Here is an 18,523-nt window from a genome sequence, read left to right on the forward strand (position 1 = left end):
GAGAGCTGGTAAAACCTCCTCGGCGCGCCCCGCCACACCGTTGTTTCATGTGCTGTATATATCGACACCCCCATGAAGTGAATCCTCAACGTTGGCATGGGGTTAGGAGAGGGCCGAGGTAACACTGGCAGTGTTGAGGTCAGCGGTTCGATCCCGCTAGGCTCCACCAACCATCTTCATGAAAACGCCGCCTGAAGCCCTGCTTCAGGCGGCGTTTTCGTTGGTGCGTGCCCCTCTGCCTCCTGACGGGGCCGCGGGGCGTGAGGGGCCAGCCTTCCTGCGGCGGTCACATCGTTTGTTACGAATGACGAACAGTGCAGTACCCTGTAGCTGGACCGGTCATCAGGGAGAGGCCATCGTGGGGTTTCGCTTCCAGCGTCGCATTCGTCTCGCACCCGGTGCGCGACTCCTTACCTCCAGGCTGCGTCCCGGGCTCTCGGTCGGCCCGCCCGGTATCCATCTGTCCCTGGCAACCGGTGAAGGCGGCGAGGAACTGCCGGTGCAGCTCGACATCGCCGCCAGCGGGGAGATCCGCTACCGGCATCCCGATGGACGCCGCCTTCCCGATGTCGAGGCCCGGGCGCTGCGCCGCCAGGGCGAGGCGGCGATACGCGCAGCGCTCGAGAGCCACTGCGAGCAGCTCAATGCCGCGCTCGACCGGCTCGAGCACCTGCACGAGCAGACGCCGCCACCGGAGGCGGCCGGCTATCAGCCGCGCAACTACCCGGTGCCTCCTCCCGCGCCGGTGACCCTGGAACGGCCCGACTGGCGGCATGCCCTCTGGCCGGGGGCCCGGGCACGGCTCGAGCGGGAGAACGCTCGCCGCGAGGCGTCGCATGCCGAGGCCTATCGTGCCTGGGAGTGGGAGAAGGCCCAGTTCGATGCCCGCGAGTTCGAGCGTCAGCAGCGCGAGGAGGTGGCGGCCTGGAACGACCCCGAGGCCATGCAGCAGACGCTGGCCGAGCGACTTGACGAGCTCGACTGGCCGCGCGAGACGCTGGTCGACTTCGAGCTGAGTGACGACTGCCGCACCATTGCCCTGGACATCGACCTGCCGGGCGAGGAGGAGATGCCCGACCGCTACTGGACCATGCCCGCCAAGCGCCTCAAGCTCTCGCCGCGCAAGCTCGGCGCCACGCGACAGCGCGAGCTCTACCGGCGCCACGTGCATGGCGTGGCCTTCCGGGTGCTGGGCACGGTCTTCGCCCGCCTGCCGGGCATCGAGCACGTGCTGGTCTCCGGCCATCGCCGGGTCGAGGCGCCGGAGGGCAGCGAGTTGCAGGCCAGCTACCTCTTCAGCGCCAAGGTGACCCGCGAGGCGTGGGAGGGCCTCGACTTCGACCGGCTGTCGGAACTCGACCCGATTGATGCCCTGGCGGCCTTTCCCCTGCGACGCGAGATGGCCAGGACCGGCGCCTTCCGCAACATCACGCCCTTTGAACTGGACTGGCGCCGACGCTGATGCCGGGCGGCTCGCCAGCCCTCGGGCCCGCCGGGCATGGCGCCATGTCGGGCGAAGCCTGCTAGCTTGAGCTCAGGGATGACGCGATGGGGAGAGCGGCGATGGGTGATGCCTTCGAGCTGGTTGATGACCTGGGGCCCGAGAAGGTCCTCTACCTGCATGACGCGGCCACGGGCCTCCGGGCCATCCTGGTGATCGACAATGTGGCGGCCGGGCCGGCCATCGGCGGCACGCGCATGGCCCCGGACGTGAGCCTGGCGGAATGTGCACGGCTCGCCCGCGCGATGACCCTGAAGAATGCGGCCGCCGGCCTGCCCCATGGCGGGGCCAAGGCGGTCATCTTCGCCGACCCCGGGATGCCGGCTGCCGACAAGGAGCGGCTGGTGCGTGCCTACGCTTATGCGCTGAAGGACGTGCAGGACTACATCGCGGGCCCGGACATGGGCACCGACGAGACCGCCATGGCCTGGGTGCATGACGTCATCGGCCGCGCCGTGGGCTTGCCGCGGGAGATAGGCGGCATCCCCCTCGACGAGATCGGCGCCACGGGATTCGGCCTGGCCGTCGCCCTCGAGGCGGCTGAGCCCTTCGTGGCCTTCCCGCTCGCCGGTGCGCGGGTTGCCATCCAGGGCTTCGGGGCGGTCGGCATGAACGCCGCGCGCTTTCTCGTCGAGCGCGGGGCGCGGCTGGTGGCGGCATCGGATTCCGCGGGCAGCCTGGCGCGAGCCGAGGGCCTCGATGTCCCGGCGCTGGTCGACTGGAAGCGCCAGGGCGGTCGCCTGGCCGAGTTCCCGGGTGGGGAGGCTGGGCCGCGGGATGCGATCATCGACGCCGAGTGCGACATCTGGATCCCGGCGGCACGGCCCGACGTCATCCACGAGGGCAACGTGGACCGGCTGCAGGCCCGGGTAGTGGCGGAGGGGGCCAACATCCCGGTCACCGAGGCGGCGGAGCGGCGGCTCGCCGAGCGCGGCGTGCTGGTGTTGCCGGACTTCATCGTCAACGCCGGCGGCGTGATCTGCGCGGCCGTCGAGCATCGTGGCGGCCGCCAGGGGGAGGCCCTCGAGAGCATCGCGGAGAAGATCCACGCCAACGTCACCGAGGTACTGCAGCGGGCCGAGGCCGCCGGCGGGCTTCCCCGTCAGGCGGCCATCGAGATGGCCCGGGAGCGCGTGGTCACCGCCATGCGTTTTCGCCGGACCTGGTGACCGGGGCGCGGTCCTCCCGCCGCCCTCCGGGGGCACTCAGTCGGGCGTGGCCTGGCCGGCGCTGAGGATGTGGTGCAGTCCGGCGCACGCCACCAGGGGGTCGTCGCAGTTGACCACGATGTCGGAGCGGGCCAGCACGTAGCTCTTGCCGGTGATGGTGTTCTCCACGACCGTGTGGGTCCCTTCCTGTCGCGTTCCGGTGAACTCGCCGATGAAGCCGGTCTCGCGCAGCGAGACGGTTTCCAGCTTGTCACCGGGCTCGATGGTGCCCTCGTGGCGCATCAGGGCCAGGCGCGCCGAGGTGCCGGTGCCGGTGGTGCTGCGGCAGATCACTCCCGGATGCACGTAGGTGGCCGAACGCGAGCGGTAGAAGTCGTCGGCCACCTGCTCCACCGGCCCCATGAAGTGCAGGAAGGGCAGCGGGCCCACGTCGCCCAGGGTGTAGTGGGAGAAGCCGCGCTCGGCCTGGATCGCCTCGACGATGCGGTGGGCGCAGTCGGCGAGCTCCCGCTCCTCGTCGCGGTTGAGGTGGAAGCCGAGCTCGGCGGCGTCCACCAGGGCGTAGAAGCCGCCGCTGTAGGCCACCGAATAGGTGACGTCGCCCAGGCCGGGGACATGGATACTGGCGCGGTAGGTGTCGATGTAGCTGGGCAGGCCCCCGCAGGTGATCGCCTCCACCACGCCGTTCTCGACCCAGGCCTCGATCTGCACCAGCCCCGCCGGTGACTCCAGCTTGAAGCGCTGGCGTCCCTCCTGCTTGGGCACCAGGCCGCTCTCCAGCACCGCCGTGGCGGTGCAGATGGTGTTGGAGCCGGAGTAGATGGGGTAGCCCATCACCTCCATGATGATGTAGCCCACCTCGGCGGCCGGGTCGGTGGCGGGCACGAGCAGGTCCACCGACATCTCGGGAATGCCGTAGGGCTCCTCCAGCAGCAGCCTGCGCAGGCCGTCGGCGTCGTCGCGCAGGTAGTGCATCTGGTCACGCACCGTGGCGCCGGGCAGGGGCTCGATGCCGCCGACCACGATGCGGCTGACATCGCCGCCGGCATGGGTATCGATCAGTTGCAGGGTCAGTTCCTGGCTCATGAGTGTCCCTCGAGGGCGAAGGGCGCGCCATGCTCGTCCCACTGGCTGTCGGGGACGATCACGATCTTGCCCAGGAAGTTGCTGCCGCGGCTGACGAAGTAGCGCTCGGCCTGGTGGAGGTCGGAGAGCTTGAAGGCGGCGTGCAGCACCGGCTTGAGCTCGCCGGAACGGATCCAGGCCATCAGCTGCTCGGCTTCCTCGCGTGTACCGTGGGAGACGCCGAAGATCTGCACCTGGTAGAGGTAGATGCGCGTCCACAGGATCTCGCTGATGTTGCCGCCGCTGGCGCCGGCGATGGAGAGCCTCGGGTAGGTGCTGCGCGCCTTCATGTCCTGGATCATGGTGTCGATGAAGCGGTCGGTCATCTCGCCGCCGACCAGGTCCATCACCGCGTCGATGGGCGCGCCTCCGGTGGCCTCGAGCACCCGCTCGGCGAAGCCCTCCAGGTCGCCGCGGTCGATCACCGCCTCGGCGCCCAGCGCCTTCAGCGCCGGGGCCTTCTCCTGCTGGCTGACCGCGTAGGGCAGGGCGCCGACGATACGGCAGAGCTGGATGAGTGCGGTGCCGACCCCGCCGCTGGCCCCGCTGACGAGAATCCGTTCACCCGCGCTGACGCGGGCGGACGTCATCATGTGGTAGGCGGTCTGGTAGGAGCACATGCCCAGGGCGGCGAGCTCGGCATCGCGCAGTTCCGGGTTGGGCACGTGGTGGAACTGGTCCGAGGGCACGGCGACGTATTCGGCGAAGCCGCCGTCGGCGCCGTGGCCGTAGTAGTCCGGGGTCAGGTTGATGTCGTGCCGGGCATCCGGGTAGAGGTTGAAGTCGAGCAGGCCGCGCTCACCGATCCGCGAGGCCTCGACCCCCTCGCCCACCGCCACCACGCGCCCGGCGATATCGGCGCCCTGGATGCGCGGAAAGGTCAGGGTCGGCTCCCCGCCCATGGCAAAGGAGGTCACCTCGCCCTTCTTCACCGGGTAGAGCCCCTCGCGGGCCTTGCGGTCGGTGTTGTTCTTGGCGGTGGCCGTGACCCTCACCAGCACCTCGCCGGGCCCCGGCCGTGGGGTCGGCACGTCGTCACGGTAGACCAGTTTGTCGACGTCACCATGCCCGGTCAGCAGCATGGCGGCCATGGTGTCGGGAAGGGTCTCGCTGCTCACTGGGTGCCTCCTCTCGTCTGGGGGGATCGACTCGGGCAGACGATAGCAGACTTCCCCGTCCCGACGTCATCCCCCCGGCGGCGCGTGCGGAGGGAAGCGGCGCCAGGTCAGCCGCCGTCGCGATGCCAGAAGGGCTGCCCCACCGTCGGCGTGCTGGGGCTGGCGGTCTGGCGCTGCTGCATCAGCCCGGCCAGGTAGGCCTTGCGGCCGGCGCGGATGGCCTCGGCGAAGGCCTCGGCCATCAGCGCCGGGCGATGGGCGCGGGCTACGGCGGTATTGAGCAGCACGCCGTCGAAGCCCATCTCCATGGCCTCGGCAGCCTGGGATGGGGCGCCCAGGCCGGCATCGATGATCAGCGGCACGTCCAGGCGCCGGCGCAGGGTCTCGAGGGCATAGCGGTTCATCAGCCCGCGACCGGTGCCGATGGGCGAGCCCCAGGGCATCAGCGCCTGGCAGCCGGCATCGCGCAGGCGCTGGCAGAGCACCAGGTCGTCGGTGCAGTAGGGCAGTACCTTGAAGCCCTGGTCGAACAGTTCCCTTGCCGCCTCCAGCAGGCCGAAGGGGTCCGGCTGCAGGTTGTAGTCGTCGCCGATCACCTCGAGCTTGATCCAGGGCGTGTCGAAGAGCTCGCGGGACATCTGCGCGAGGGTGATCGCCTCCCGGGCCGAGCGGCAGCCGGCGGTGTTGGGCAGCAGCCGGCAGCCGCTGTCGCGCAGGATCTGCCAGAAGGCGTCGCCGTCGCCGGCGGCGGGGTTCTGACGGCGCAGGCCCAGGGTGACCATCTCGCAGCCGGCGGCCCGGATGGCCTCCTGCATCACGGTGGGCGAGGGGTAGAGGGCGGTGCCGAGCAGGAAGCGGCTGGCGAAGGCCTCGTCATACAGCGTCAGGGTATCGTCGTGCAGCGCGTCCATCAGCCACCTCCCACCGGGGCCACGATATCGATGCGGTCGTCGTCCTGCAGGACCCGTCCGGCGTAGGCGGAGCGGGGCACGAACTCGCCATTGACAGCCACGGCGACGCGGCGGTCGGCGTAGTGCCACGCCTGCAGGGCGTCCGTGAGCGGCGTGCCGGCGGGAAGGCGGACGGCCTCGTCGTTGAGGCGCAGAGTGATCTCGTTCATGCAGCATTCTCCTGCGGCGGGCGTGCCGCCAGAGTGTCGGCGAAGGGCCGTTCGCCGTGGCCGCGGATCCCGGCCAGCAGGTGGCAGACCACGGCCGGGGCCAGCAGGTAGCCGTGCCGGAACAGGCCGTTGGCGGTGACCAGCCCCTCCCGGTGGGTGACATGGGGCAGGTTGTCGAGGAAGGCGGGGCGCAGGTTGACCCCCTGCTCCAGGATGCGCGCCTCGGCGAAGGCCGGGGACAGGGTATAGAGGGCGCTGCCCAGCTCCAGCGAGGACTGCAGCGACACCGGCGAGCGGTCCTCGCTCTCGATCTGGGTGGCGCCGATGACGAAGCGATGCCCCGGCTTGGGGACCACATAGAGCTGGTAGCGGGGATGCATCAGCCGTACCGGGCGCGAGAGCCGGATCTCGTCGGTCTGCACGTGCAGGGTCTCGCCGCGCACGCCGCGCAGGCTAGGGTGACGCGGCCGGGCGCCCGTGCCGCGACAGTCGATGACCAGATCGAAGCCCCGGCGGCCGTCGGCGGTGATGACCTCGCCGGGGAAGGTTTCCACCGGGCAGTGGGCGCGGCACTCCCCGCCCAGGGCGCGAATCTCGTCGAGCAGGCGGGTGAGCAGGGCCCGGTTGTCCAGGTGGGCCTCGTCCGGCAGGTAGAGGCCCTGCTGGAAGCCGGGGGCCAGGTCGGGCTCCAGCCGGTGGATCTCTCGGGCGTCGAGGGGCTGGCAGGGGGCGTTGCCGCCCAGCGCGTGGTCGAGGTCGCGGCGGAACTGGGTGAGCTCGCCCAGGTCCTGAGGGTGCGCCACCATCAGGCTGCCGTGCTGCTGCCACAGCGATGAGGCGTCGAGGGCCTGGAGCCACCGCGGCCACTGGGTCAGGGCGAAACGGCCCATGTCATGGACGCAGCGCTCGGAGACGGCCGTCTCGCAGAGCGGCGCGACCATGCCGGCGGCGGTCCAGGCGGCAGCCGGTGGGGCGTCCAGGTCCCCGGCGTCATAGAGGGTGACGGCGTGACCGTCGGCGAGCAGTTGCCAGGCGACCAGGCGCCCCAGCAGGCCGGCCCCGGCGACGGCGACGTGATCGGTGGTGGTTGTCAAGATAGCGGCCATCCAGCAGGAGACATGGCTGACCAGGCGGGAAGGCGACAGGGGGCAGGCAGGCGTGACATGCCGCTTGTTCCCTCCGCAGGCATCAACCTGATCAGGTTCAACGGGTTCGGCCGTACCGATCTCAGCCCCCGTGCACGGCTTGCTGCGCGTACCGGGGCTCCCCGACAAGTCCTGCCAACTTAACCAAAGATGCCCGGGCACGCAATCTCGTCGCGTGCCCGGGCATCGAGGGAGCATCCTGTCCGGTTCAGGCGCAGTCGGCGGCCCCCTCGCCGAACATGTCGAACAGCAGCTCGCGGCCGAGGTCGGTCAGCACGAAGCGCTGCTGGTCGTTCCAGGTGGCCGCCCGGCTGGTCTCGAGGACGTGCTGGCAGGGTGCCCAGTCGCGGTCGGCTTCGCCGAGTGCCTCGAGGGCGTGGCGGTCGAGGCCGCGGTGGGGAACGGTGACCGTCTCGAGGACGTGCCCCTGGCGATAGAGCAGGGCGGCCATGTTGGAGAGGCACTGGCGCAGGCTGCGCTGCATGCCGGTGGTGCTGGGGGTGTCATGTCTCATGCTGCCGCATCTCCTGAAGGATTCTGCTGCAGCGCATTATACATGCGACGAAGGTCGATGTCATACCAAGGTCTAAGATGCCCCCGCCCGGGAATCCTGCCCGCCGGGCGGGGCGCGTCCCTCAGCCCTCCACGCGTCCCAGCAGCAGGAACTCGATCAGCGCCTTCTGGGCATGCAGGCGATTGCCGGCCTCCTGCCAGACCACGGCGCGCGGGTCATCGAGCAGGGTCGTGCTGATCTCCTCGCCGCGGTGGGCGGGCAGGCAGTGCAGGAAGAGCACGTCGTCCTTCGCCCGGTCGAGCATCGCCTCGCTCACCTGGAAGCCGGCGAAATCGGCCTGGCGCCTGGCCTGCTCCTCTTCCTGGCCCATGGAGGCCCAGACGTCGGTGGTCACCAGGTCGGCTTCCGCCACGGCCTGCTGGGGATCGCGCACGATAGTCACCCGCTCGCCGGCAGCCGCCAGGATGCCCTGGCGTGGCTCGTAGCCTTCCGGACAGCAGATGCGCAGCTGGAAGTCGAACTGCCGGGCGGCGTTGATCCAGGAGTGGCACATGTTGTTGCCATCACCGATCCACACCGCGGTACGGCCCTTCACGCTGCCGCGCAGCTCGGTCCAGGTCATCACGTCGGCGAGCAGCTGGCAGGGGTGGTAGTCGTCGGTGAGGGCGTTGATCACCGGCACCGTGCTGGCGGCGGCATACGTCTCCAGGCCCTCGTGGGAGAAGGTGCGGATCATCACCGCATCGACCATCTCCGAGAGCACCCGTGCGGTATCGCCGATGGGTTCGCCGCGGCCGAGCTGGGTGTCGCGGGGCGAGAGGAACAGCGCATGGCCGCCGAACTGCGCCATGGCGGTCTCGAAGGAGACCCGGGTGCGGGTCGAGGACTTCTCGAAGATCATCGCCAGGGTGCGGTTGGCGAAGGGCGTGTAGGTTGGCCCGTGGGTCTTCAGGCCGTTCTTGATCGAGATGGCGCGCTGGATCAGGTAGCGCAGCTCGTCCGGACCGAGGTCAAGCAGGGTGAGGAAATGGCGGGTGGCCATGGTGTCGCTCCACGGGAAAAAACGACCATCCTAGCCAGCCCACAGGGGATGCGCAACGCGACCGTCATCAGTAGAATGGCCCTCATCCACAAGGCCGACCAGCATACTCGGGTATTGCCCGGGCGCCTGACGGCCACGGTCAATCGAGGCCCGGTTCGCCGGGGCCCGGACACACGAGAAAGGGAGACGTCATGAGCACCACCGTCGAGAACATCCAGCGCCAGATCGGCGAGAACCCCATCCTGATCTACATGAAGGGCACCCCCCAGCTGCCGCAGTGCGGTTTCTCCGCCCAGACCGTCCAGGCCCTGATGGCCTGCGGCGAGCGCTTCGCCTTCGTCAACGTCCTGGACAACCCGGACATACGTGCCGAGCTGCCCAAGGTGGCCAACTGGCCGACCTTCCCGCAGTTGTGGGTCGAGGGTGAACTGGTCGGCGGCTGCGACATCGTGGTCGAGATGCACCAGACCGGCGAGCTGGAAAAGCTGGTGAAGGCCGCGGCCTCCCGTGCCCAGACCGAGGAGCCGGGCGACGAGAAGCAGTAAACGCCGGGCGTCAAGCGCCGAGCTACAAGCAACCCCCGGAGGTCTCGGCCTTCGGGGGTTGCTTGTTGACGAGATCATCACACGCCTCTGGCCGCTTGGCGCTACTCCTCCAGCCCCTGCTCCTTCTGGGCCAGGGCCCAGCCGCCCAGGTCCTTGTAGCGGTTGACCATCGCACAGAACAGCTCGGCGGTGCGCTCGGTGTCGTAGCGTGCCGAGTGGGCGGCACTGTTGTCGAACTCGATGCCCGCGGCGCGGCAGGCCCTGGCCAGTACGGTCTGGCCATAGACCAGGCCGCCGAGCGAGGCCGTGTCGAAGCTCGAGAAGGGGTGGAAGGGGTTGCGCTTGATGCCGCAGCGGTTGACCGCGGCGTTGAGGAAGCCGTGGTCGAAGGCGGCATTGTGGCCGACCAGCACGGCCCGGGTGCAGCCGTGTGCCTTGATGGACTTGCGCACCGGGCGGAAGATCTCGCCCAGTGCCTCGGCCTCGCTGACAGCCACCTGGCGGCGCAGCGGGTCATCCAGCCGGATGCCGGTGAAGTCCAGCGCCGACTGCTCCACGTTGGCTCCCCCGAAGGGGGTGACATGGTAGGCGTAGGTGGCGTCGGGGACCAGGTTGCCGTCCGGGTCCATGGTCAGGGTGACGGCGGCGATCTCGAGGATCGCATCGCGCTCGGGATTGAATCCGCCGGTTTCCAGGTCCACCACCACGGGCAGGAAGCTGCGGAATCGCTGCGCCATGAGTTCGCGGGCGATCGCCTCGCTCATGCACCTCTCCTTGTCTGGGCCATCGTGTCTCGAAACCGCGAAAGTCTAGCAGCTTGCCCTCGGCGAGTCGCGTCGCCGGTATTCGCTGCTGGCTCGGCGCGCTATAATCGCCTCCTTCGAGAACGCTACTAGAGGAGCCTCAGCATGTCCGATGTCAAGAAGGTCGTGCTCGCCTATTCCGGCGGCCTGGACACGTCCGTCATCGTCAAGTGGTTGCAGGAAACCTATGACTGCGAGGTCGTGACCTTCACCGCGGACATCGGCCAGGGCGAGGAGGTCGAGCCGGCCCGGGCCAAGGCCCAGGCGCTGGGGGTCAAGGAGATCCATATCGAGGACCTTCGCGAGGAGTTCGTGCGCGACTACGTCTACCCGATGTTCCGCGCCAATACCCTCTACGAGGGCGAGTACCTGCTCGGCACCTCCATCGCCCGCCCGCTGATTGCCCGTCGCCTGATCGAGATCGCCGACCAGACCGGCGCCGACGCCATCTCCCACGGCGCCACCGGCAAGGGCAACGACCAGGTGCGCTTCGAGCTCGGCGCCTATGCCCTGAAGCCGGGCGTCAAGGTGATCGCCCCCTGGCGCGAGTGGGACCTCAACTCCCGCGAGAAGCTGATGGCCTACTGCCAGCAGCACGACATCCCGGTAGACTTCTCCTCCAAGAAGAAGTCGCCCTACTCGATGGATGCCAACCTGCTGCACATCTCCTACGAGGGCGGCATCCTCGAGGACCCCTGGGCCGAGGCCGAGGAGGAGATGTGGCGCTGGAGCGTGTCGCCCGAGGCCGCGCCGGATACGCCCACCTATATCGAGCTGACCTACGAGAAGGGCGACATCGTGGCCATCGACGGCGTGCCGATGAAGCCCCATGAGGTGCTCGAGAAGCTCAACAAGCTGGGTGGCGACAACGGCATCGGCCGCCTCGACATCGTCGAGAACCGTTATGTGGGCATGAAGTCCCGCGGCTGCTACGAGACCCCGGGGGGCACCATCATGCTGCGTGCTCATCGCGCCATCGAGTCGCTGACCCTCGACCGCGAGGAGGCGCACCTCAAGGACGAGCTGATGCCCAGGTATGCCGAGGTGATCTACAACGGCTACTGGTGGAGCCCGGAGCGTCGCATGCTGCAGGCGGCCATCGACGAGACCCAGAAGAACGTCTCCGGCGTGGTGCGCATGAAGCTCTACAAGGGCAGTGCCACCGTGGCGGGCCGCAAGTCCGACGCCTCGCTCTTCGACGAGTCCATCGCCACCTTCGAGGACGACGCTGGCGCCTACGACCAGAAGGATGCCGAGGGCTTCATCAAGCTCAACGCCCTGCGCCTGCGCATCGCCGCCGGCAAGGGCCGCAGGCAGGACTGAGACTCACCGTCATGCCTTCTTCGACGCCGGCCCGCCGCCGGCGTCGTCGTGTCGAGGCCCATCACCCGCGAGGAGAGCACCATGTTCAAGAAGCTGTTATCCGGCCTGTTCGGCGGTGGCGAGGGCAAGTCCGGCAACGCCGCGGCCGCCGAGCCGGTGGAGTACAAGGGCTACCTGATCATCTCCGAACCCGCCGACCAGGGCGGCCAGTACCGTGTCAGCGGCTGGATCCGCAAGCCGCTGCCCGCCGCCGACGGGGAGGAGGGCGAGATGCTCGAGCACCGCTTCGAGCGCTCCGACATGCTGCCCGGCCGCGAGGCCTGCGACGCCCTGATGGTCAGCAAGGCGCAGCGCTTCATCGACGAGGTGGGCGACGAGATGTTCTCGCCGCGCTGAGGCTCGCCCTATACTTCAGGACATGCCGATCCACAGCATGATCCGGAGCCTCCATGCGCCTGCTGCACCGACCCTCGCCCTGGCGAGGGCTCTTCGCCACCGATACCTTGCCCGACCCCAGCGATTGGCCGGCGCTGCTGGCCCCGCTGGGCCAGGCCCTGGCAAGTCTCGGGCCCGCTCCCGATCTGGACGAGGCCCATGCCTGGCAAGGCCAGCTGTTGGAGGCCCTCGACCGGCTCGACCTGCCCGCCTGGCGTATCAGCCAGCTGATCAGCGACCATAACGACTGGCTCTACCGGCGCGCCATCACCCTCTCCCTGGAGGAGATGCGCGGCCAGGGCTGGGGGGCGCCGCCGGCGACCTTCTGCGTGTTGACCCTCGGCTCGGGGGCGCGCCACGAGAGCCTGCTGGCGCCGGACCAGGACAACGCCATGATCATCGCCGACTACCCTGACGATCGGCATACCGAGATCGACGGCTACTTCCAGTCGCTGGGCGAGCGCTTCACCGCGCGCCTCGACGCGGCCGGGATCCCGCTCTGCCAGGGCCATGTCATGGCGCGCTGGCCGATGTGGCGCAAGCGGCTCTCGGAGTGGCGCGCACAGCTGGAGATCTGGACCGCGGAGCGTCGCGTCAAGCGGGTCCAGCAGGCCAATATCCTGCTCGACTTCCACCCGGTCCACGGCGAGCCCGAGCTCGCCGAGGCCCTGGCCGATCGGGTGGCCCGGCTGCTCCCGGGAGCCCACCTCTTCCTCGACGAGATGACGAGCCTGCTCGATGAGCTGCCGCTGGCCCTGGACCGGCTCGGCCGGCTCAGCGGCGACGGCGAGGGCGCCCCCCATGAGCGGGCCATCAACCTCAAGCGCCAGGGAATGCTGCCGCTGGTGAATGCGGTGCGCCTGCTGGCCGTGCGCCACGGGGTACGGCCGCCGGATACCCGCTCGCGGCTGGTGGCGCTGGTGATGCTGGAGGCGCTCGACGCCGAGCATGCCCGGGCACTGACCGCGGCACACGAGCGGCTGCAGGCGCTGATGCTCGACGAGCAGCGCCGGGCCCTCATCGAGGGGCGCAGCCCCGATGGCTGGGTGGATATCGCCCGGCTTGGCGAGGAGCAGCGCCTGCTGCTGCGTCATGACCTGCTGCAGATCCGTCGACTGTTGCGCCATGCGCGGCGGCCCTGAACGCCCGCAGGCTGGCCACTAGCCGATGCCTCGGTAGCGCACAATGCCTTGCTCCTTGTTTCTTGCGCCTTATTCCGGTGGCGCCTCGGGCAGCTCCATCACCAGGCAGGCACCGCCCAGTCGCGGCGCCTCCTCGACCCACAGCCGCCCACCCAGGTGGGCGACGATGCCCCGACTGATGGGCAGCCCCAGGCCGCTGCCGCGGGGGCGGCCGCGTGTCTCGCCCCCCTCCTGGCGCTGGATCTGGTGGAACTTCTCGAAGACCCGTTCGCGCTCGTCCTCGGCGATGCCGGGCCCGTTGTCCTCCACGGCGAGGCGGTAGTGGTCCTTGTACCGCTCGAGGCGCAGCAGCACCTTGGGGTCGTCGTCGGCGGCGAACTTGCCGGCGTTGTCGAGCAGGTTGATGATCACCTGTTCGAGACGGTCCGGGTCGCCGATGACCGTCGCGGTCTCCGGTGTGATCTCGACCGCGAGGCTTACCCCGCGGTTCTCCTGCAGCCGGTGCACCGCATCCACGCTGTGGCGGGCCAGGGCCACCAGGTCCAGGCGCTGGGGCTCCAGGGTCAGGCGGCCGCTCTCCAGTCTGGCCAGGTCCAGGATCTCCTCGATCAGCCGCGAGAGCCGCTGGCTCTCGCGCACCACCACGTCGAGGAAGTGGCGGCGCTTCTCGTCGGGCAGGTCGCCGCTGTCGCGCAGGATCTCGGCAAAGGCGCGGATCGAGGTGAGGGGCGTGCGCAACTCGTGGCTGACCATGGCCACGAACTCGTCCTTGAGGCGGTCGAGCTCGCGCAGGCGTTCGTTGGCCGCGCGCAGCTCCTCGCTGGTGCGCGCCAGCTCCCGGGACTTCTGCTCCAGGCGACGGTTGACCTCCAGGGTCTCGGAGGTGGTGTCGAGGATGCTGAGGATGGACTCGAGGTTCAGGGCCTCGCCGCGCACCACCGAGTCGATCAGTACCCGCGCCGAGGCGCTGCCCAGGGAACCGGCCAGGGCCTGTTCGGCACGGGCGGTCAGTCCCGGCGGCGCGGGCTGGCTGTCGTCGGCGGCCTCGTCGGGATGGGTGGCGAAGACGCGTGCGGTGGCGGCGCCGCCCAGGTAGCGGTCGAGCAGGGCGCGCAACTCGCCACGGGTGGTCTGGCCCTGCCACAGCGTGGTCTGCACCAGGCCGGGGTGCATGGCCTCGGTGAACAGCGCCGCCTGGGTCTGCTCCAGCGGCGACTGGCGGGTGAAGAGCGAGATGCCCACCAGCAGGCCGAGGTTGGCGCCCAGGCTCCATAGCAGCGAGTGGGTATAGATGTCCCAGCCCTCGAGGCCGAACAGCGCATAAGGCTTGAGCCAGGCGAGCCCCCAGGGGCCCTGGTCGAGGAAGCCGGCATCCAGCCAGCCGGACTGGGCGAAGCCCGGGATCAGCAGGGTCCAGGCCCAGATCAGGAAGCCCGCGCTCATGCCCAGTCCGGCCCCCAGGCGGTTGGCACCCCGCCAGTACATGCCGATCAGCAGCGCCGGGGCGAACTGGCAGGCGGCGGCGAAGGAGACCAGGCCGATGGTCACCAGGCTGTAGGCGTCGCCGATCAGCGCATGGTAGAGGTAGCCGAGCAGCAGGATCAGCAGGATGGCCACGCGCCGGATGCGCAGCAGCCAGCCGGCGAGCTCGCCGCGGGTGCTCAGGTGGAGGTGGCGCGAGCGCAGCAGCAGCGGCATCACCAGCTGGTTGCTGACCATGGTCGACAGGGCGATGGTCTCGACGATCATCATGCCGGTGGCGGCCGAGAGACCGCCGATGAAGACCAGCAGCGGCAGCCCTTCCAGCCCGGCCGAGAGGGGCAGGGTGAGCACGAAGCTGTCCGGGTCGCCGCTGGCGTCGCCCAGCAGCAGCCCGGCCAGGGCGATGGGGATCACGAAGAGGTTGATCACCAGCAGGTAGAGCGGGAAGAGCCAGCTGGCGCGCTTGAGGTGCCGCTCGTCGACGTTCTCGACCACCAGCACCTGGAACTGCCGCGGCAGGGTGAGAAAGGCCAGGAACGCCAGCACCAGCATCCCCACCCAGCCCAGGGCGCCCCCGGGCACCGCTTCCAGGCTCATCAGCCGGGTGAGTTCGGGCATGGCGACGACCCGGTCTAAGAGGTCCGCCGGGCCGTTGAAGAGCACGAAGACAGTGAAGACCCCGACCGAGAGGAAGGCCACCAGCTTGACCAGCGACTCGAAGGCGATGGCCGCCACCATGCCCTCGTGGCGCTCGCTGGCATCCAGGTGGCGCGTGCCGAAGAGGATGATGAACACCGCCAGCACCAGGGCGACCCAGAAGGACTTGTCGGCCCAGAAGCTCTCGTCGACCAGGCGCAGCTCGGCGGCCTGCGGATAGTTGACCAGCACCGCGTGGCTCACGGTGATGGCCTTGAGCTGAAGGGCGATGTAGGGGGTGATGCCGATCAGGGCGATCAGCGCCACCAGGGCCCCCAGGCTCGAGCTCTTGCCGTAGCGGGCGCTGATGAAGTCGGCAATGGAGGTGATGCGCTGGGCGCTGGCGATGCGCACCATCTTGCGGATCACGAAGGGGGCCATCAGCATCGCCAGGGTCGGGCCCAGGTAGATCAGCAGGAAGCTGGGGCCGTACTGGGCCGCGCGGCCGACGCTGCCGTAGAAGGTCCAGGCGGTGCAGTAGACGGCAATGGAGAGTGCATAGACGGTGGGCGAGCCGATCAGCGAGCGTCCCTGCTCGGCGCGGCGGTCCCCCCAGGCGGCGATGACGAAGAGCAGTGCCAGATAGCCGAAGGCCACCGTCAGGACCACGACGCTGCTTCTCATGGCGTGTCAGCCTGCATCCGGGGTCACTCCTCGTGACGGTGTTCCATCAGCCAGGCCATCAGCGCGATCACCGCGCCCCAGGCCAGGAAGAGGTAGGTCACCAGCCAGCCCGGGGCCGTCGGGGAGCGGTCGGCCACCAGCAGCAGGGGCGGGGAGAACAGCAGGGCCGCCAGCACGATCAGCGCGACCAGGCGCTCCTTCAGGCGAGGCGTGTTCACGAGGCGAAGGCGTCCTCCCTGTCGAAGGCGCTGGCCTGCAGCGCCAGCGCCTGCTCCAGCGTCTCGATGCCACGCGCCTCCAGCCGGGGCAGCAGCGAGAGCCACAGCTCCGCGGTGACCCGGGCGTCGCCCAGGGCGGTGTGGCGGGTCCCGGGCGGGAAGCTGAGGTCATAGCGGTCGGCCAGGCTGTCCAGGTCGTGGCCGTCGAGGCTGTCGTCGAGTGCCCGGGAGAGCAGCAGGGTGTCGAGCACCGGCATGTCGAACGCGATGCCGCCGCCGGGGGGCTGGATGGCCAGCAGGTCGAAGGCGGCATTGTGGGCCAGGATCACCGCCTCGCCGATGTAGTCGCGAAAGCGCGGCAGGGCCACGTTGAGCGGCGGGGCGCCGGCCACGTCATCATCGGTGATGCCGTGGATGGCGGTGCTGGCCGGCGGGATGGGCCGTTCCGGGTCGACCCGCAGGTCGAAGGTGTCGCTGGCCAGCAGTCTCGCATTGACGATGCGGCAGGCGCCGATGCTGACCACGGTGTCGCCGCGGCGAAGCTCCAGCCCGGTGGTCTCGGTGTCGAAGGCCACGACCTCCAGGGTCCTCAAGGGCCGGGCCGCCAGCTCGCTGTCCGGGGGGGGCATGTCGGCGATGCCGAAGTCGTGGAATTCCGGACGCGGCGGAGTGCGCGGGCGCGGCGCGCCGACCCGTTCGGTGGCGGGCAGCGGCAGGCGCAGCCGGGCATGCTCGCCGTCCTCGTCGGCGATGCTCCAGGCATCGCTGGTGTGCTGGCGAAGGACATCGCCGACTCGCGGTGCCAGCGGCAGGGCGTCCAGGCGCTCGGCGCGCCACTCGTCCAGCCCCTGCTCGCCCAGCGGGCGCCCGCGCCAGATGAGGTCCAGGTAGACCCGGCGGTTGCCCAGGCAGACCTCGCCTTCCAGCTCGGCCTGGCCGGAGTGCGCCGTCAGGCGCGGGAGCAGCGAGTCGAGCAGCGCCAGCAGGGCCGGCGCGTCGCCCTTCAGCCAGGCGGGCATGCCGATGGGGGTGATGCGCAGTGAGGCGCTGTCCTGGCGCTCCTCGAGAGCCGCCCAGAGGTCATTGGACCACAGCGGGACCAGGCGCTCGCCCTCGCGGTGCATGTCCTCCATCAGCCGGCCCATGCGCTCGAGCTGGGCGGCCAGCGCCCGGCTCTCCTCGTCGATCACCGCCTCCAGGCGCTTCCCGAGCTCGCCGGTCGTTGCGTCGTCGCGCACGCCCACCAGGGCGTCGGCGGCACTGGTCAGGCTGGCGCTGTGGCGGCGCAGAACCGGCAGCATCTCGGCGATGTCGGCACGGGCGCCCATCTCGCTGGTCCAGGCCGCCGTGGTGTCGGTCAGGGTCAGCAGCGTCTCGTGGTTGCTGTCGGGGACGCGGCGCAGCACCACGTGCAGCCAGCGTTCGTCACAGGGCACCAGGATCTCCCGCGGCGCCCCGTCGTCGGGCAGCTGGCCCAGCGCGTCCTCAAGGCTCGCGATGGGGATCAGGGCGTCGAGGCGCTTGCCGAGCCCCAGGCCGGGATGGCCCTCGAACAGCGTCTCGGCGGCCTGGTTGAAGAGCAGCACCCGGCGGTGGTGGTCGCAGAGCAGCAGCGGCGTGTCGAGCACCTGGAGCAGGGTCTCGAGTTCCTGGCGGATGCGGGCGGCACTGCGCGCGCCCTCGGCATGGGCGGTTGCCAGGCGCTCGCGGTCGGCCCGCCAGGCCTCGCGAACGCGCATCAGGTCCGGGCCGAGCCCCCGCAGCCAGCCCTCGGGCGGATAGTCCTGGCGGGCATCCGGGTTGGCCACCAGGCGGGCCAGCTGGACCTGCAGGTGTCGCAGGGGGGTGAACAGCTGGCGCTCGAGCAGCAGGCCGACCAGGAAGATGGTGCCGCCCCCGGAGAAGCAGCCGAGCCACAGCAGCAGTCGCGCCGTGCCCTCGAGGCCGGCGAGGCTGTCCAGCCACAGTGCGAACACGGCACCACCGAAGATACTGATACCGCTGAGCAGCAGCCACAGGCCGATCAGCCGCTGGCGGCGGGGCAGTCGCGAGCCACGCTTGGCCATCAGGACACCTCGGCGAGCAGTTTCTTGACCTTCTCGACCAGCGCCTGGGTCGAGAAGGGCTTGGTGATGTAGTCGTCGGCGCCCAGGGCCAGGCCCTTCTCGCGCTCCACTTCCCGCCCGTGGGCAGTGAGCATGATGATCGGCAGCCGGGCATGGTCGGGGTCGCTGCGCAGGCGCTCGAGGACGTCGAAGCCGCTGATGCCGGGCAGGCTGATATCCAGCAGGACCAGGTCCGGGGGCGACTCGGCGATGCGCGACAGGGCACTCTCGCCATCCTCGGCGGTATCCACCTGGAAGCCGGCCTGCTGCATCAGGAATTCCAGGGACAGGACGATATTCGGTTCGTCGTCCACCACCAGCACCTTGGCCATGGTGCCCTCCTATGAGTGTGCGGTCTTTTATGCATGGTTGCCGATCAGTCTAGTGGCCGGCCGGGCGGTGGCAAAGACGACCTT

At 69.6% G+C, this 18,523-nt stretch carries 18 protein-coding genes, 1 tRNA gene and 1 riboswitch; of the genes, 7 read left to right on the top strand and 12 right to left on the bottom strand.

Features of this window, described 5'->3' with window-relative positions; all coding sequences use genetic code 11:
• The first annotated feature begins 99 nt into the window (after positions 1–99).
• The 3 genes from P8934_RS08275 (at position 100) to P8934_RS08285 (ending at position 2,670) form a co-directional block, all read left to right on the top strand.
• A tRNA-Ser gene (locus P8934_RS08275) sits at positions 100–169 on the top strand.
• Positions 170–358: 189 nt separating this feature from the next.
• Entirely contained in the window at positions 359–1,462 is a 1,104-nt protein-coding gene (locus P8934_RS08280) for a DUF4236 domain-containing protein (protein WP_278033759.1), read from the top strand.
• Between the two features lie 101 nt (positions 1,463–1,563).
• Entirely contained in the window at positions 1,564–2,670 is a 1,107-nt protein-coding gene (locus tag P8934_RS08285; RefSeq protein ID WP_278033760.1) for a Glu/Leu/Phe/Val dehydrogenase, read from the top strand.
• A gap of 36 nt (positions 2,671–2,706) precedes the next feature.
• On the opposite strand, the gene P8934_RS08290 is transcribed toward P8934_RS08285, so the two are convergent.
• The 7 genes from P8934_RS08290 to argF all read right to left on the bottom strand — a co-directional run bounded on the left by P8934_RS08290 (position 2,707) and on the right by argF (position 8,734).
• On the bottom strand, positions 2,707–3,756 hold the full coding sequence (locus P8934_RS08290; RefSeq protein ID WP_278033761.1) for a proline racemase family protein: 1,050 nt from the start codon (positions 3,754–3,756) through the stop codon (positions 2,707–2,709).
• Positions 3,753–4,886 (bottom strand): zinc-binding dehydrogenase, encoded by a 1,134-nt coding sequence (locus P8934_RS08295; RefSeq protein ID WP_278034014.1) that lies wholly within the window; start codon positions 4,884–4,886, stop codon positions 3,753–3,755. Before P8934_RS08295 ends, P8934_RS08290 begins: the two co-directional genes overlap by 4 nt.
• A gap of 134 nt (positions 4,887–5,020) precedes the next feature.
• Positions 5,021–5,824, bottom strand: a complete 804-nt coding sequence (locus tag P8934_RS08300) for a thiazole synthase (RefSeq protein WP_278033762.1) — start codon at positions 5,822–5,824, stop codon at positions 5,021–5,023.
• Positions 5,824–6,033: a sulfur carrier protein ThiS gene (gene thiS, locus P8934_RS08305; RefSeq protein ID WP_106231595.1), complete on the bottom strand. Its 210-nt coding sequence runs from the start codon at positions 6,031–6,033 to the stop codon at positions 5,824–5,826. Before thiS ends, P8934_RS08300 begins: the two co-directional genes overlap by 1 nt.
• Positions 6,030–7,127, bottom strand: a complete 1,098-nt coding sequence (gene thiO / locus P8934_RS08310) for a glycine oxidase ThiO (RefSeq protein WP_278033763.1) — start codon at positions 7,125–7,127, stop codon at positions 6,030–6,032. The genes thiS and thiO overlap by 4 nt, the downstream gene beginning before the upstream one ends.
• 63 nt (positions 7,128–7,190) lie before the next feature.
• Positions 7,191–7,313, bottom strand: a riboswitch (TPP riboswitch).
• A 73-nt stretch (positions 7,314–7,386) separates the two neighbouring features.
• Positions 7,387–7,692: a hypothetical protein gene (locus P8934_RS08315; protein ID WP_278033764.1), complete on the bottom strand. Its 306-nt coding sequence runs from the start codon at positions 7,690–7,692 to the stop codon at positions 7,387–7,389.
• A 121-nt stretch (positions 7,693–7,813) separates the two neighbouring features.
• Positions 7,814–8,734, bottom strand: coding sequence for an ornithine carbamoyltransferase (gene argF, locus P8934_RS08320; protein ID WP_278033765.1), 921 nt, complete (start codon positions 8,732–8,734; stop codon positions 7,814–7,816).
• 191 nt (positions 8,735–8,925) lie between these two features.
• Between argF and grxD the strand changes: the two genes are divergently transcribed.
• The gene (gene grxD, locus P8934_RS08325; protein WP_278033766.1) at positions 8,926–9,279 is read left to right on the top strand and encodes a Grx4 family monothiol glutaredoxin; all 354 of its coding nucleotides are present in this window, start codon (positions 8,926–8,928) and stop codon (positions 9,277–9,279) included.
• Positions 9,280–9,380: 101 nt separating this feature from the next.
• On the opposite strand, the gene rnt is transcribed toward grxD, so the two are convergent.
• The gene (rnt, locus tag P8934_RS08330; protein WP_106231603.1) at positions 9,381–10,043 is read right to left on the bottom strand and encodes a ribonuclease T; all 663 of its coding nucleotides are present in this window, start codon (positions 10,041–10,043) and stop codon (positions 9,381–9,383) included.
• Between the two features lie 144 nt (positions 10,044–10,187).
• On the opposite strand from rnt, the gene P8934_RS08335 reads away from it, so the two are divergent.
• The 3 genes from P8934_RS08335 to P8934_RS08345 all read left to right on the top strand — a co-directional run bounded on the left by P8934_RS08335 (position 10,188) and on the right by P8934_RS08345 (position 12,982).
• Positions 10,188–11,405, top strand: coding sequence for an argininosuccinate synthase (locus tag P8934_RS08335; protein ID WP_278033767.1), 1,218 nt, complete (start codon positions 10,188–10,190; stop codon positions 11,403–11,405).
• Between the two features lie 81 nt (positions 11,406–11,486).
• Positions 11,487–11,801 (top strand): HlyU family transcriptional regulator, encoded by a 315-nt coding sequence (locus P8934_RS08340; RefSeq protein ID WP_278033768.1) that lies wholly within the window; start codon positions 11,487–11,489, stop codon positions 11,799–11,801.
• Positions 11,802–11,854: 53 nt separating this feature from the next.
• Positions 11,855–12,982 (top strand): DUF294 nucleotidyltransferase-like domain-containing protein, encoded by a 1,128-nt coding sequence (locus P8934_RS08345; RefSeq protein WP_278033769.1) that lies wholly within the window; start codon positions 11,855–11,857, stop codon positions 12,980–12,982.
• A gap of 69 nt (positions 12,983–13,051) precedes the next feature.
• On the opposite strand, the gene P8934_RS08350 is transcribed toward P8934_RS08345, so the two are convergent.
• From P8934_RS08350 to P8934_RS08365, 4 genes are read right to left on the bottom strand one after another with little or no spacing between them, the layout of a single operon-like run.
• Positions 13,052–15,784, bottom strand: coding sequence for a sensor histidine kinase (locus P8934_RS08350; protein WP_278033770.1), 2,733 nt, complete (start codon positions 15,782–15,784; stop codon positions 13,052–13,054).
• Positions 15,785–15,807: 23 nt separating this feature from the next.
• Positions 15,808–16,002 (bottom strand): hypothetical protein, encoded by a 195-nt coding sequence (locus tag P8934_RS08355; protein WP_278033771.1) that lies wholly within the window; start codon positions 16,000–16,002, stop codon positions 15,808–15,810.
• Positions 15,999–18,068, bottom strand: coding sequence for an exonuclease domain-containing protein (locus P8934_RS08360; RefSeq protein ID WP_278033772.1), 2,070 nt, complete (start codon positions 18,066–18,068; stop codon positions 15,999–16,001). The genes P8934_RS08355 and P8934_RS08360 overlap by 4 nt, the downstream gene beginning before the upstream one ends.
• Positions 18,068–18,439, bottom strand: a complete 372-nt coding sequence (locus P8934_RS08365; protein WP_133634955.1) for a response regulator — start codon at positions 18,437–18,439, stop codon at positions 18,068–18,070. Before P8934_RS08365 ends, P8934_RS08360 begins: the two co-directional genes overlap by 1 nt.
• Positions 18,440–18,523: the final 84 nt, after the last annotated feature.

This window comes from Halomonas sp. CKK8 (assembly GCF_029625235.1).
GTDB classification, from domain to species: domain Bacteria; phylum Pseudomonadota; class Gammaproteobacteria; order Pseudomonadales; family Halomonadaceae; genus Halomonas; species Halomonas ventosae.